This window comes from Streptomyces sp. ADI95-17 (genome assembly GCF_003846175.1).
Lineage (GTDB): Bacteria > Actinomycetota > Actinomycetes > Streptomycetales > Streptomycetaceae > Streptomyces > Streptomyces sanglieri.
The window spans coordinates 977763-991223 of record NZ_ML123044.1 but is presented as its reverse complement, the minus strand read 5'-3'; the positions used below and the strand labels follow the sequence as shown (position 1 = coordinate 991223).

At 70.4% G+C, this 13461-nt stretch carries 11 protein-coding genes and 1 pseudogene; 4 read left to right on the top strand and 8 right to left on the bottom strand.

The window, feature by feature from the left end:
• Window positions 1-8: 8 nt before the first annotated feature.
• Window positions 9-539 carry a MarR family winged helix-turn-helix transcriptional regulator gene (locus EES42_RS04300; protein WP_124716734.1) on the bottom strand — a complete coding sequence of 177 codons (531 nt, stop codon included), beginning with the start codon at window positions 537-539 and terminating at the stop codon, window positions 9-11.
• Window positions 540-695: 156 nt separating this feature from the next.
• Between EES42_RS04300 and ilvA the strand changes: the two genes are divergently transcribed.
• Window positions 696-1925 carry a threonine ammonia-lyase gene (ilvA, locus tag EES42_RS04295; protein WP_124716733.1) on the top strand — a complete coding sequence of 410 codons (1230 nt, stop codon included), beginning with the start codon at window positions 696-698 and terminating at the stop codon, window positions 1923-1925.
• A gap of 146 nt (window positions 1926-2071) precedes the next feature.
• Here the strand turns inward: ilvA and greA are convergent, their stop codons facing one another.
• Both greA and EES42_RS04285 read right to left on the bottom strand, forming a co-directional pair.
• Window positions 2072-2569 (bottom strand): transcription elongation factor GreA, encoded by a 498-nt coding sequence (gene greA, locus EES42_RS04290; protein ID WP_124716732.1) that lies wholly within the window; start codon window positions 2567-2569, stop codon window positions 2072-2074.
• Window positions 2570-2752: 183 nt separating this feature from the next.
• Window positions 2753-3169 carry a DUF4307 domain-containing protein gene (locus tag EES42_RS04285; RefSeq protein ID WP_124716731.1) on the bottom strand — a complete coding sequence of 139 codons (417 nt, stop codon included), beginning with the start codon at window positions 3167-3169 and terminating at the stop codon, window positions 2753-2755.
• Between the two features lie 97 nt (window positions 3170-3266).
• Between EES42_RS04285 and mca the strand changes: the two genes are divergently transcribed.
• Both mca and EES42_RS04275 read left to right on the top strand, forming a co-directional pair.
• Window positions 3267-4148 (top strand): mycothiol conjugate amidase Mca, encoded by an 882-nt coding sequence (gene mca / locus EES42_RS04280; RefSeq protein WP_124716730.1) that lies wholly within the window; start codon window positions 3267-3269, stop codon window positions 4146-4148.
• Between the two features lies 1 nt (window position 4149).
• Window positions 4150-4383: a hypothetical protein gene (locus EES42_RS04275; protein WP_124716729.1), complete on the top strand. Its 234-nt coding sequence runs from the start codon at window positions 4150-4152 to the stop codon at window positions 4381-4383.
• A gap of 134 nt (window positions 4384-4517) precedes the next feature.
• On the opposite strand, the gene EES42_RS04270 is transcribed toward EES42_RS04275, so the two are convergent.
• Window positions 4518-7802 (bottom strand): tetratricopeptide repeat protein, encoded by a 3285-nt coding sequence (locus tag EES42_RS04270; RefSeq protein ID WP_124716728.1) that lies wholly within the window; start codon window positions 7800-7802, stop codon window positions 4518-4520.
• Between the two features lie 414 nt (window positions 7803-8216).
• Between EES42_RS04270 and EES42_RS04265 the strand changes: the two are divergent.
• A pseudogene (locus EES42_RS04265) lies at window positions 8217-8372 on the top strand (DUF255 domain-containing protein); the annotation flags it as partial.
• 528 nt (window positions 8373-8900) lie between these two features.
• Here EES42_RS04265 and EES42_RS04260 read toward each other — a convergent pair.
• The 4 genes from EES42_RS04260 to EES42_RS04245 are packed head-to-tail and all read right to left on the bottom strand — an operon-like array spanning window position 8901 to window position 13398.
• Window positions 8901-9434, bottom strand: a complete 534-nt coding sequence (locus EES42_RS04260; protein WP_124716727.1) for a hypothetical protein — start codon at window positions 9432-9434, stop codon at window positions 8901-8903.
• A 26-nt stretch (window positions 9435-9460) separates the two neighbouring features.
• Window positions 9461-11503, bottom strand: a complete 2043-nt coding sequence (locus tag EES42_RS04255; protein ID WP_206433361.1) for a hypothetical protein — start codon at window positions 11501-11503, stop codon at window positions 9461-9463.
• Entirely contained in the window at window positions 11500-12675 is a 1176-nt protein-coding gene (locus EES42_RS04250; protein ID WP_124716726.1) for a 5'-methylthioadenosine/S-adenosylhomocysteine nucleosidase family protein, read from the bottom strand. Before EES42_RS04250 ends, EES42_RS04255 begins: the two co-directional genes overlap by 4 nt.
• Complete coding sequence (locus EES42_RS04245; protein ID WP_124716725.1) at window positions 12676-13398, bottom strand: NUDIX hydrolase; 723 nt, start codon at window positions 13396-13398, stop codon at window positions 12676-12678.
• Between the last annotated feature and the right edge of the window lie 63 nt (window positions 13399-13461).

Below are 13461 nucleotides of genomic sequence, written 5' to 3'. Positions count from 1 at the left end.
GAGAGGCCCTAGCCGGCCGGAGGTGCCTGGTGCGAGGTCTGGCGGGCGGCCAGCGAGATGTTGAACCGGGTGAGCAGCGCACAGAAGGTCTCGCGCTCCTCGGCCGTCCAGCCGTCCGTCACCTGCGTCATCAGCTCGCGGCGGGAGCTGCGGACCTCGTCCAGCCGGGCCTGGCCGCGCGGCGACAGCTGGAGCACGACGGCCCGGCCGTCCTCGGGGTGCGAGGTGCGCTTGACCAGCCCGGTGTCGACCAGCGGCGCCACCTGCCGGGTCACGGTCGAGGAGTCGATCCCCATGCCCGCGGCCAGTGCCTTGACGCCCATCGGGCCTTCCCGGTCCAGCCGGTTGAGCAGCAGATAGGCGGCCCGGTCCATGGAATTGCGTACCTGGCCGACACCGCCGAGGCGGGTCTGCTCGGCACGGCGGGCGAATACCGCGACCTGGTGCTGCAGAGCGTCGAGGACGCCGTCGGAACCCGAGGGTTCGGGGGCGGCGCCCCCGGAAGGAGACGCAGCTGTCGTCATGTCCTGAGGGGGCATGGCCGGGGGCTCTCTTCGTGCGGTGTCGGATGGGTGGGGGACAGAGTACGCGGCCACGGGGCAACGTGTACCAGCGCTGCGCAAACCCGTGGACAACGGCCCAGGAGGGGACGGGACGCGGCGGCCGGTGCCCTGCCGAGCTGCAAGACTTACCGTATGAACTTCCGCGCGACCGGCCACTTTCCCCCGCTGATCCTCGACGACGTCCGCGGAGCGCAGAAGATGCTCTCCGGCGTGGCCAGGATGACCGCCATGGAAGGCAGCCGCCACCTGACCGACCTGGTGGGTGCGCCGGTCCACCTCAAGTGCGAGAACCTCCAGCGGACCGGCTCGTTCAAACTGCGTGGCGCGTACGTGCGTATCGCGGGCCTGTCGCCGGTGGAGCGGGCGGCCGGGGTCGTCGCCGCGAGCGCCGGAAACCATGCGCAGGGTGTCGCACTCGCGTCTGCGCTGCTCGGCGTACGGTCGACGGTCTTCATGCCGGTCGGGGCGCCGCTGCCGAAGGTGGCCGCGACCCGCCAGTACGGGGCCGAGGTCCGGCTGCACGGGCATGTCGTGGACGAGACACTGGCCGCCGCGCAGGAGTACGCCCAGGAGACCGGTGCGGTCTTCATCCACCCCTTCGACCACCCGGACATCATCGCCGGGCAGGGCACGGTGGGGCTGGAGATCCTCGAACAGTGCCCCGAAGTGCGGACCATCGTCGTGGGCATCGGCGGCGGCGGTCTCGCGGCGGGCATCGCGGTGGCGGTCAAGGCGGTCCGGCCCGATGTGCGGATCGTCGGGGTGCAGGCGGCGGGCGCGGCCTGCTATCCGCCCTCGCTGGCCGCGGGCCATCCGGTGTCGATCGAATCGCCGGTCACGATGGCGGACGGCATCAAGGTGGGGCGCCCCGGCGATGTGCCGTTCGAGCTGGTCAGGGAGCTGGTCGACGAGGTCCGTACGGTCTCCGAGGACGAGCTGTCCAGTGCGCTGCTGCTCTGCCTGGAGCGGGCGAAGCTGGTGGTGGAGCCGGCCGGCGCGAGCCCGGTCGCGGCGCTGCTGAGCGATCCGGAGTCGTTCCACGGGCCGGTGGTCGCGCTCCTTTCCGGCGGCAACGTGGACCCGCTGCTGATGCAGCGCATTCTGACCCACGGCATGGTGGCGGCCGGCCGTTATCTGAGTCTGCGGCTGCGGCTGACCGACCGCCCCGGCGCGCTGGCCACGCTGCTCGGCGTGCTCTCGGTGGTGGACGCCAATGTGCTGGACATCGGTCACGTGCGGACCGATCCCCGGCTCGGGCTCACCGAGGTCGAGGTGGAGCTCCAGTTGGAGACGAAGGGGCCGGAGCACTGCGCGGAGGTCTCGGCGGCGCTGCGGGACGCGGGCTATCTGGTGATGGGCTGACCCCCTCCCGGCGCTGACCCCCTCCCGGCGCTGACCCCCTCCCGGCGCTGACCCCCTCCCGGCGCGGGGCGCCGCACGACGCGGGGGAGCCCCCGGCCCGTCGGTCGTCGCCCGGGCCGGGGGCTCCCCCGCGTCGGTGTGCGGGATCAGCCGGTGTACGGCTTCGCCGCGAGGATCTTCACGGTGGCCGTCCTGCCGTTCGGCAGCTCGTACTCGGCGTCGTCGCCCATCCGCTTGCCGTTCACGCCGGTGCCGAGCGGCGACTGCGGGGAGTACGTCTCGATGTCCGAGCTCGCGTACTCGCGGGAGGCGAGCAGGAAGGTCATCGTGTCGTCCGGGTCGCCGTCGAAGGCGATCGTCACGACCATGCCGGGCTCGACCACGCCGTCGTCGGCAGGCGCCTCGCCGACCTTCGCGTGCTCCAGGAGCTGGGTCAGCTGGCGCACCCGGAGCTCCATCTTGCCCTGCTCCTCCTTGGCGGCGTGGTACCCGCCGTTCTCGCGCAGGTCGCCCTCCTCACGGGCCGCCGCGATCTTGACGGCGATTTCCGTGCGCGCGGGACCAGACAGGTACTCCAGCTCGGCCTTGAGCTGGTTGTACGCCTCCTGCGTGAGCCAGGTGACGTTTTCGCTGGTCTGGGTCACAGGGTGCTCCTCGTCGGTACTGGGAATACAAAGCATCGCCCTACCCGTAAGCATGTGCTTCCACGGGTGGGCGAAACCACGAGCCTAACAATTCCGCAGGAAAAGGGGGAGAAGGTAAAACGCCGGGACCGCGTGTGCGCAGGTCAGCCCGGGTGTGGTTGGTTCAGCGGCGGCGTGCGCCGGTCAGCGTGACGCCCCGCCGTCGGTGGTGCAGCCCAGCAGTTCGACGCTGGTGGCCCTGGCCGTCGTACGCAGCGACAGGACGCGGTCGATCCGGTCGGTGCGCTCGTCGAAGCGGAAGTCCTTGCGGGCCACGTCGCTGCCGTCCTCGTGCTGCGCGCGCAGGGTGCAGTAACCCTTGGCGTCCTTGTCCTTGCGCACTTCCAGGTGGATGTCGACCCGCTGGTCGGAGACGACCTGGCGCTTGATCACCTCGGCGCTGATGCCCTGGCCGGTGACGTAGTCGTAGCCGATCCAGCCGACCACGCCGAGCAGCACGGCGCCCAGCACCGAACCGATGATCTTGAGCTTGCGGTCCGCCCGCTGGTCCGCGGAGCGGCCGTAGCGGTTCTCCGGAAGCGTCTCGGGCACCGCCGTCATGATCGTTCCTCCCGTACCGGGGATCGAGGAATTTTCCGTCCCCCGGTTCGGTCACTATAGAAGCCTGCCCACATGCCGAATCACTGAGGATCGAGTCTTGACCCAGCAGCTGCGACTGATGGCCGTTCACGCCCACCCCGACGACGAGTCGAGCAAGGGCGCGGCCACCATGGCCAAGTATGTGTCCGAGGGGGTGGACGTGCTGGTGGTGACCTGCACGGGAGGCGAGCGCGGCTCCATCCTCAACCCCAAGCTCCAGGGCGACGCGTACATCGAGGAGAACATCCACGAGGTGCGCAAGAAGGAGATGGACGAGGCCCGGGAGATCCTGGGTGTCGAGCAGGAGTGGCTCGGCTTCGTCGACTCCGGCCTGCCCGAGGGCGACCCGCTGCCGCCGCTGCCCGAGGGCTGCTTCGCGCTGGAGGACGAGGAGAAGGCCGCGGGCCGGCTCGTCCGCAGCATCCGTGCGTTCCGGCCCCAGGCCATCACGACGTACGACGAGAACGGCGGGTACCCGCACCCCGACCACATCATGACCCACAAGATCACGATGATCGCCTTCGACGGTGCGGCGGACGCCGAGAAGTTCCCCGAGTCGGAGTTCGGCCCGGCCTGGCAGCCGCAGAAGCTCTACTACAACCAGGGCTTCAACCGGCCGCGCACGGTGGCGCTGCACGAGGCGCTGCTGGCCCGCGGGCTGGAGTCGCCGTACGGCGAGTGGCTGGAGCGCTGGAAGGAGTTCGGGCGCGACGAGCGCACGCTGACCACGCACGTTCCGTGTGCGGACTTCTTCGAGATCCGGGACAGGGCGCTGATCGCGCACGCCACCCAGATCGATCCGGAGGGCGGCTGGTTCCGCGTCCCGATGGACATCCAGAAGGAGGTCTGGCCGACCGAGGAGTACGAGCTGGCGAAGTCTCTCGTCGATACCTCCCTCCCCGAGAGCGACCTCTTCGCGGGCATCCGCGACAATGCCTGATATGTACGCGACCCAGGCACTGACCGACCTCGTTCCGCTTGCCGAAGAGCTCGACAAGAACAAGGTGACCCCCGGCGTTCTCGGCTTCATCGTCTTCGCGGCGCTCGCCGTGGGCGTGTGGCTGCTGATGAAGTCCATGAACCGGCACATGGGCAAGGTCGACTTCGAGGAGGCCCCGGATCCGGACGCGGTGGCCGAAGCCCCCGTGGCGGCCGGTTCCGCGAAGCGGAAGTAACCCGAAGCAGACGGCGGTGAACGCGGGCGGCCCCGGAGTTCCGGAGCCGCCCCGACACCGGTCCGGCCGGTCGGTGACCGGCCGGAGCAACAGACGTACCCGGACCCACGGACGTACCCGGACCCGGGACGTCCTCAGTCGCCGGCCGGGCCGTAGGCGGCCGGTACGGGTACGCCCATGACCTCCCGGGCGTGGCGCGTCGGCGTCATGCCCAGGCGCCATGCCTGCCAGCCGTCCTCCAGGTCCACGCCGCGGTTCAGCACCACGGCGAAGCCCGTCGCGCAGTCCTCCAGCTTGCCGTCGCGCGCCGGGTGCCCGGCCCGCAGCAGCTCGGCCAGCTCCTCCTGGGCCACCGCCGTGCCCACCTCGCTGCCGCCCGGTGACGCGTAGGGCAGCAGTGTGCAGCGCAGGAATCGGGCCCAGTCCGCGCCCCGCGCGTCGCCGTACGAGTCGAACAGCTCCACCGCCTCGCCGCACAGCTCCAGCGCCTGCGGGGACCGGTTGTTCCCCGCGTCGATCAGCGCCAGCTCCAGGCACGTCCACGCCTCGCCGTGGGCGACCCCGATGCGCCGGAAGTCGGCGCGGGCGTCCATCAGGAGCTGGCGGGCGAAGCCGGAGTTACGCAGGTTCCCGGTCTGGGCCGCCCGCTGGTCACGGGTGACCCGGCCCGAGTGGTGGCGGGCGCACGCCAGCCCGTACACGTCCCGCATCCGGGAGAACATCGTGCGGGCCCGCTCCAGCTGCCGGACCGCCCGGTCCGTGTCGCCGCTCTCCTCCAGGGCCTGGCCCAGGTAGAACAGCGTCCACGCCTCGCCGCGCGCGTCCTCGTTGTCCCGGTGCCGCTCCAGCGCCAGATTCAGCTGCTCCACCGCCGGGGCCGGATCCCCGTCCAGCAGCCGGGCCCGGGCCAGCTGGGTCAGCGCCCACGCCTCACCGCGCTCGTCACGGGTGCTGCCGTACAGCTCCAGGGCCCTGCCCAGCGCCTCCTCGGCCCGCGCCACCTCGCCCATCCGCAGCAGGGTCTGGCCGAGCTGGAAGCGGGTCCACGCCTCGCCGTGCAGCGACTCGCCCTCCCGGTGCAGGGCCAGCGCGGTGTCCAGCAGGGTCAGTGCCTCCGCGAGCCGGGCCCGGTCGCGTTCCACGGCCGCCAGGGCGTGCATCGACCAGGCCCGGTCCTCCGCCTGCTCCTCGGAGGACTGCAGCTCGATCGCCTCGCGCAGCCGCGCCGAAGCCTCGGTCAGATTGCCCTGGTGGTGCAGGGTGATGCCGAGCGAACAGAGCGCCAGCGCCGTACCCGCCCCGTTCTGCGCCTCGCGGTAGAGGCCGACCACCGACGACAGCGTGGTGCGGGCCTTGTCCAGCTCGCCGAGCTGGCGGGCCGCGATGCCGGTACGCCACTGCACGGACCGCTCCAGCAGTCCCTTGTCCACCGCCTGCGTCAACTCGCTGATCTCGCCCAGCCGGTAGAGGTCGCCGCGCAGCAGGCAGTAGTCGCACAGCGCGCCCAGCAGGTCCAACACGGCGCCCTGGTCGACGCCCTCGGCGTGCCGCAGCGCGGAGGTGATGAAGCTCGACTCGTCGTCCAGCCAGCGCAGCGCCGCGTCCAGCGAACCGAAGCCGTGCGAGCCGAACTGCCCGGCCCGGGTGGACATCTTGCCGTCCACCATGCGGATCACCGCACCGGCCAGGTCCGCGTAGTTCCGGATCAGCCGCTCCTGCGCCGCCGTACGGTCCGCCGCCGGCTCCTCGTCCCGCAATCGGGCCAGCGCGAAGCCCCGGACGAGGTCGTGCAGCCGGTAGCGCGAGCCCCGGACATGGGTCAGCAGCCCGGCCCCGGCCAGGTCCTTCAGCAGCCGCTCGGCCTCCTGCTCGTCGGCGGACAGCAGCGCCGCCGCCGCGGCGGCGCCCAGGCTCGCCCGCCCGGCCAGCGCGAGCCTGCGCAGCAGCCGCCGGGCCTGCTCGGTCTGGTCGGTGTAGCGCAGCCACAGCGCCCGCTCCACCGGCTCGACCGGACCGTACCCGGCCAGACCGGTGGCGAGGTCGTCGCGGGTGCGGGCGCCGAGCGAGGAACCCGCTATGCGCAGCGCGAGCGGCAGCCCGCCGCACAGCTCCGCGACGGTGTCCGTCGCCCGGGAGTCGTACGGCCCCTCCTCCGGGGTCCCGGCCGCCTCGCGCAGCAGTTCCTCCGCGCCGGCCGCGTCGAGCGCGCCGACCGGCAGCTGATGGACCCGGGCGGGGACGTCGTCCGGCAGCCGGAGCGGCTCCCGGGCGGTGACCAGCACAAGGCTGTCGGAGCGCTCCGGGATCAGGGTGCGCACCTGTGCCGCGTCACCGGCGTCGTCGAGGACGACCGTCACGGGGGTGCCGGTCAGGTGCTGGTGGTACAGCTCGCTGAGCCGCCGCACCTGCTGCTCGGCCGACGCCCTGCCCCGGGCCGACGGGTCCGCCCCGCCGGGGGACGCCGCCCCGTCCCGGAACAGCAGTTGCTCACGGGGCGCGCCCAGCCGGTTCAGCAGATGCAGCAGCGCGTCGCGGGTCGGCAGCGGCGCCTCACCGGTCACATCGCCGCGCAGATCGACCACGCAGGCGCCGCGGAACAGGTCCTTCAGGCTGTGCGCGGCCCGCACCGCGAGCGTGGTGCGCCCGGAGCCGGGCGTGCCGTGCAGGACGACGACGGTGGGTTTGGTCTCCGTCGACGCGCGGGCCTCCCGCACCCACTGCGCGATCTGCGCCAGTTCGGTGCGCCGTCCCGCGAACGGCCCGTCACAGGCGGGCAGATGAGCGAACGACTGCTCCAGGAGCGCGCGGGTACGGGCCGCCGCGCTGCGGTCCGTGCGGCGCGGCGACGGAGCCGTCCGCGACTGCGCGGGGACCTTCTTCGCCGGGGTGCGGGACGAGGCGGTGAGCATCCGCTGCTGGTCGATGAAGGGGCGGATGCCCCGCACCTCCAGCGCCGCCAGCCACTGCAGCCGCAACTGCTCGGCGCCGCCGGGCTGTCCGAGCGCTCCGGCCCGCCGGTGGGCGGCCGGCCAGTGCGAGGCGGTGACCTTGGCGACGGTGGCGGTGGCCCCCGCGACCGCGACGACGGCGCCCGCGCCGAGGGCCGGCCCGGTCGCCGTGCCGAACGCGACATCCGCGCCGAAGGCGGCGACCGCGGCAACTCCGGTGACCAGCAGTGGAGTTCCCAGCGACCCGCGGCTGAAGCGCTGGGCCAGTGGCTGCGCCCCGGCCTCGGCCGCGTCCAGTGCCTGGACGTAGGCGGCGTACTCCTCGGCCGCGGCGTCCGCCAGTGAATCCAGCGCTGCCCGCCCGCGCGCCGTCAGCGTTCCGGCGTCGGTCCGGCCGCCCGAGCGCCGCATCTCCTCCTCGACGGCGCGTACCAACAGCCCTTCGGCCTCGGCCCGATGGCTGTCCCGCATAGGTGTCCTCCTTCGGATACGACGGTCGCGTCTGCCGCGCACGGCGGACGGCGGTTCGAAGACAGGGCCCCAGTCTCCTGTCTGCGGCCCGTCGGCGCGAGACGCCGCACCCGTGGTGTGCGGGCGCGGGTCCGGCGGGCAGACCGGCCAGGATCACGAAAGGTGTCCGGCCGCATCCGCTCGGTAGCGTGATCGCAAACGCCTTCGGCTCCACCGAACCGACCGTGCTCTGCGCCGACTTCCGGTTGCCCGTTGATCCGCGGGACCCCAGCGATCAAGATCTGGCCGTGAAAGTGAAATGATCGCAAAGCTGTTCGATTTCGCCGCCGGTTCCACGGTGCGGCCGTACCGGGGGCGCGCGCATCCTTCGGCCCGTCCGCCGACGGACGCTCCCACGCGTGCAACGATGCCGGTATGAATCGACTGGCCGACTCGCAGTCGCCCTACCTGCTCCAGCACGCCTCCAACCCGGTGGCCTGGTGGCCATGGGGGGAAGCGGCGATGACCGAAGCCGAGCGGCGCGACGTGCCGGTCTTCCTGAGCGTGGGCTACAGCTCGTGCCACTGGTGCCAGTGCATGTGAACAACCAGGTAGTTCTGACCCGGGGCGTTTCCAAGGAGTGGCCGGTATGGACACGTTCGGTGAGCGGCTAGATAGAGACATAGGCGCTGGGTCGAAGATCAGTTAGCGGCCTCTCCCAAGTGGACGCCCGAGCAGTACGTCAGCATCCGCCAGCACCTGGAGGGAGGCACTCTCGCTGCCGGCGAGTGGAGATGGCTTGAGTCCGGAAACGCCTCGCACGTTTGACGTCGGTGCTGGCCGCAGAGCATGTGCCGGGCGCGCCAGCGAAGCGATACAAGGAGTCGGGTCTGCGTAAGGTGCCCCGTTTCCCACACACGTCCTATTGGTCGATCCGAGGCAGCCTCGGCATCCCCCGGGAACGCTTCATTTCCTATCTCGACGCTGTTGTCGCTTGCCAGGACCTACTGCTCGGCTGGTCCGCGAGCCCGAGTCGGATGCCTGCTGACTCTACGGCGGAGTTCGACTCGCGCCCCGCGGCCGGGGGTGCCGTACGCGTTTCTGTCGAGGCCTGTGGTGCTACCGCTCCGTACGGCGCAGGAACTGCAAGCCCAGTACGGCCAGGGCGAGCGTCTGTCCGAGAGACGCGAGCAGGAGCAGGGGCTGAACGACGGGAGAGCACCAGAACGCGGTCGTGCAGACCAGGGGCAGGACCAGGTACGTGAACAGGTCCACTGCGCTCTGAAGCCGCTTGCGCACGGTGTGGCCCGCGACGTCGCGGTGGTAGACCTCCCAGCCGAACACCGCGCCGTCGGCGGAGGTGAGCTCCCCCAGGCGGGGTCCCAGCCGGTCGCGGACATAGTCGCCGATCGCCGAGATCTTCTCGTCGTTGGCCAGGTAGGTCCAGCCCAGGATCAGACAGATCGCCGGAACGAAGAGCAGCAGCCGGGGCTGTCCGCTCTGGGCGGTGATCGCCACGACCGCGGTGGCTGCGGCGAGCGTGAAGTAGAGCAGGTTGTCGCGAAACCCTATGCGGGTCTTCTGTTCCTCCTTGAGACGGTCGTACTCGGCAAGCAGGACCTTGCTCTCGGTGACGTCGTCCGTGCAGGTCACAGGTGCTCCTCGGCTCGAGTTCAGGATCAGCCGGCGATCTGGAAGGGCGCCAGGCTGTCGGGGCCGTGCCGTTCGATCCAGCTCTTCCCGTCCGCCGCTATCCCCTCCAGGAGGCGGAAGGTGTGGGTGGAGCCGGCCGCGCTGAGGCTGATCTCGGAGATTTCCTTGGGATTCTCGGTCGGCGCCAGCTGACGGGCTTCGGCGTCCTTGACGCGGATCTTCCTGGCTGGTCCGTTGGCGAGGAGAAGCTCCAGGTCGTAGCCGACGTCGGCGTTCTCCGTCACCTGCACGGAGGTCAGGGCGTCGAACCGGTAGTTGTTCCGCTGCTCGTTCCTGCGCGTCGCGTCGGAGAAGTCGAACTCGGAGCTGATCTCGCGGATGCCGTCCTGGGTGAACAGGAACAGTCGGAAGACGTAGTGCGAGTACCGCCATGGGCCGCCGCGGACCCGGCCCCGTTTGTAGGAGGGAGCCGGGGCCACCAGGATGGTGTGAGTGATCAGGTCACGCCAGGTGAGCCGGTGGTGTTGGAGCGCCTCGTCGACGAACGACGTCTTGTCGCAGGCGAGCCAAGTCTCCATCTCCTGTTCGCTGGGCCGCTTGTCGTCCAGGAAGGACTGCCAGCGCTGGTAGGCGCTCTGCCGTGCGGCCAGTTGTTCCAGGTACTCCCGATTCTCCCGGTCCAGTCGGTGCTCCTCACGCCGGACCTCCAGCCAACGGGAAGCGGCTGCGTGCCCGGACCAGGCCGCACCGAGCACGGCCAGGAACGCCCACAGAACCTGCTGCTGGGCGGCATCCGTGACCGCCGTGGCGAACGCGGCCAGAGCCGCCGTGCCGAGAACGGCGAGGGCTGCCACGGTCAGGGCCTTCGTCCTGCCCGGAGTCCGGTCCTGGTGGTGCTGATCGAACAGGGTGCCGCTGTTGTAGCGATTCCGGGCATCCTCGGCGAGGTACCGGATCAGCCATTCGACCCGCTCCACACCGATCCGGCTCTCCCGGTAGAGATCCGCGATCTCGGCGGCGAGGCCGCTGCGGATCTGATCCGTGTGGGCGAGCCAGGCGTCCGAGGTGAACCCGTGGGGCCTGCGCCTGCTGAAGTAGTGATCGAACGAATGGCGGACGCGCTTGGTGAACCTACCCTCGGCGGAGTCCGGGCCGGAGTCGGGTCCGGAGTCCGGGCCGGGTGCGGAGTCGCAGGCAGGATCGCGTGGGTGGGGGACGCGCGCCCCGGCCGCGAGGCCCGGCCCGGGCCACCGGCCCCACCACCGGACGCCGAAGCGGGCCGCGGTCAGGCCCGCGCCGAGTGCCACCGGTAACTCGACGATCGCCTGGGCCGGATCCGTGATCAATGCCAGGGCCCAGAGGAGCGCACTGCTGACGACGAACAGGATCGCGCGGAGGGGGAAGGCCGCCTTGGCGGCGGCAGCGGTGCTCGGGCGGGGCGAAACGGCCCGTGCCCCGATGGGGGTGGGTGCGAAGTAGGTCCAGACCCGCTGGCCCCGGTCGTTGGCGAAGCGTTCTGCCTTGGCCCGTTCAAGGGTTTCCGCCCACAGGTAGTCCTTCAGGCCTCCGGTGAGCATGAGGTCGAGGTGGCGGAGGATCGCGTCGTGCTGGCGGTGCGGCAGGTCCTGCAACTGCTTCAGTACGGGTCCGGTCTCGCTGCCGGCCGTGCTGAGCGCCGCCAACAGGTCGAAGGTGACGCGTAGGGCTTCCGTCCACTCGTCCTCGGCGTAGTCCCGCACGCGCCCGGCGGTGTAGCGCAGCCGCTGAACCTCTTCGTCGCTCAGGTCGTGGTGGGTACGTGCGCTGAGCATGGCCAGCACCCAATGGAAGCGCACCTCCGTGCCGTCGTGGCCGTGGGCGATCGCATCAGTGATCATTTCCCGGGCGCGACTGGGGACGCCGTCCTCCAGGAGTCGCACACCGACCCGGTACTTCTCCTGCGGCGAGGCGTCCGGGTGGACGATGTAGACGTGGGAGTCGTGGACGGTCTCGGCCTGAATCCCGACGGTGGAGTATGCGGCCGAGTTGTACGAATCCGAGCTGTACGCGGCACTGTCGTCGCGGCTCATGCCAGGCCACCGGCTGCAGCGACCAGGGGGGCCAACGCGGCTACCAGCGCGGGGCATTCCGCGACCAGTCCACGCAGCCTCTTGAGCGCAAGGACGGTCTGCTTCGACGACCCATGGGCACGCTCTCCGGCCGACCGGAGGGAGGATTCCAGATCGGTCAGGGCCGCCTGGTAACTGTCCTCGTCGAGCACGCCCTCGGCGCGGTGCCACCTCAGCTGGTCGCGGAACCCGTTCAGCTCCGTGACCAGGTCCGTCGGACCGGATGCCTTCGGGGCCGTGCCCATGTGGACACTGCTGCCCGTGACCGAGCTGGCCATGATGCCGACGGTGCTGTTGTGAGCGGTGTTGATGACCCCCCGGTCTAATCGCTCGACCGAACGGTCCCTGTCGTCCTGGGCTATTGCGGACTGCATGGCGGACTCCCCCTGCTCGTTCACCAGTTCCACTGCCAGGCGGACGGCGAAAGCCGCCGCGTTCGCCGCGGCCCGAGGCTGCCAGTTGCGGTCGTCCGAACTGTTCTTCGTGCCGTCCGCCCGGTCGCTTATTCCCCGGACGATGGCCACGGGAGCTCCGCTGAGATGGCCGGCCTGGGCCACACCGGCGGCCTCCATCTCGATGGCGAGCGCATCGTTGTAGTGCTGCCGGATCCACTTCGCCTCGGCCGAGATCCTCGAGTTCTGGACGATCTCGCCGGCGGCGACAGCCCCGAAACGCACCTGCGGTCGGTCCTCGTGACCAGGCGGGGGATCCGCCCACTCGTCCAGGCGGGCCAGGTGCGAGGCGAGCTGGCTGATGCCGTGCGGCGCTTCCCACACCCGAGGGCGGGCTTTGAGCCCATCGTCCTCGCTGGTGCCGCCGTGGTAGGCGTACACATGCGACGCCACCACCACGTCACCCAGCCTCGTGGCATCCCACAGGGCGCCGGCGACCCCGACGAACAGCACGGCCACGGGCGAGAACTCCTGGATCGCGCGTTCCGCGATCACCGCGGAGGACTGGTTTCCCTTGCTCGTCAGACCGAGCGCGACACGGCACGACGTGCCCTTCACGACGCCCACTTCGAACCGGGTACCACTCTTGTGGAGATGTAATCGAAGATCCACCAGCCTCTCGCGCACGGACTGATACTCAAGATTGAGGGCGGTGAGAATCACCACCAGGTGTTTCGACATCTACTCCTCTTCCTCTGTCGTGCGGGGTCGGATCAGCGGTGGAAACAGCACGGTGTTCGGCCCGGCCCGGTACAGCCGCGCGGGCCGCCCCCCTGTGGCCTTGCGGTCCGCGCCGGTGGGAACGATGAATCCCTTCGCGGCCTGGACCTTCCGATAGAAGTTGCGGGTGTCGAGCGGAGTGCCCCAGACGGCCTCGTACACCTGCTGGAGCTCCGCGATGGTGAAGCTCTCCCCGCAGAAAGCGGTAGCCAGCGCCGAGAACTCGATCTTGGCGCGCGCGCGTTCGATCCCGTCTTCGGCGATGCGACGGTGGTCGAATGCGAGAGCGGTCTCGCCGGACAGGACGGCGTCCGCGGGAATCCACGCGGCCTCGGTGGCATCCGTCCCCGCGACGGGATCGGGCAGCCCCGGTGCGATCGCCAGGTGAGCTACGGAGACGACTCGTCCCCGCGGGTCGCGGCCCGGACTTCCGTACACGGCCAGTTGCTCAAGGTGCACCCAGCCGGAGGTCAGTGCCGTTTCCTCGCTCAGCTCGCGGTGGGCGGCGTCGAGGATCTCCTCCTCATCGTGGTTCAGAAATCCTCCCGGCAGCGCGAGGGCGCCCTGGAAGGGTTCTTCGCCCCGTTCCACCAAGAGCACGTGCAGACGACTCTCCCGCAGCGTCAGGATCACGAGATCGACTGTCAGTAGGACGGGAGGTGGTGACCATGCGTCATCTGGCATGTTTTGCAAGGTACTTCAGATACTGTCACTTGCACAAGAAGTCAGGCGGCGCGATCGACGCAC

Coding starts and splice junctions, on each gene's coding strand:
- EES42_RS04300 (WP_124716734.1), bottom strand. CDS start 539: ATGCCCCCTCAGGACATGACGACAGCTGCGTCTCCTTCCGGGGGCGCC.
- ilvA (WP_124716733.1), top strand. CDS start 696: ATGAACTTCCGCGCGACCGGCCACTTTCCCCCGCTGATCCTCGACGAC.
- EES42_RS04285 (WP_124716731.1), bottom strand. CDS start 3,169: ATGACGGCGGTGCCCGAGACGCTTCCGGAGAACCGCTACGGCCGCTCC.
- EES42_RS04275 (WP_124716729.1), top strand. CDS start 4,150: ATGTACGCGACCCAGGCACTGACCGACCTCGTTCCGCTTGCCGAAGAG.
- EES42_RS04270 (WP_124716728.1), bottom strand. CDS start 7,802: ATGCGGGACAGCCATCGGGCCGAGGCCGAAGGGCTGTTGGTACGCGCC.
- EES42_RS04255 (WP_206433361.1), bottom strand. CDS start 11,503: ATGAGCCGCGACGACAGTGCCGCGTACAGCTCGGATTCGTACAACTCG.
- EES42_RS04250 (WP_124716726.1), bottom strand. CDS start 12,675: ATGTCGAAACACCTGGTGGTGATTCTCACCGCCCTCAATCTTGAGTAT.
- EES42_RS04245 (WP_124716725.1), bottom strand. CDS start 13,398: ATGCCAGATGACGCATGGTCACCACCTCCCGTCCTACTGACAGTCGAT.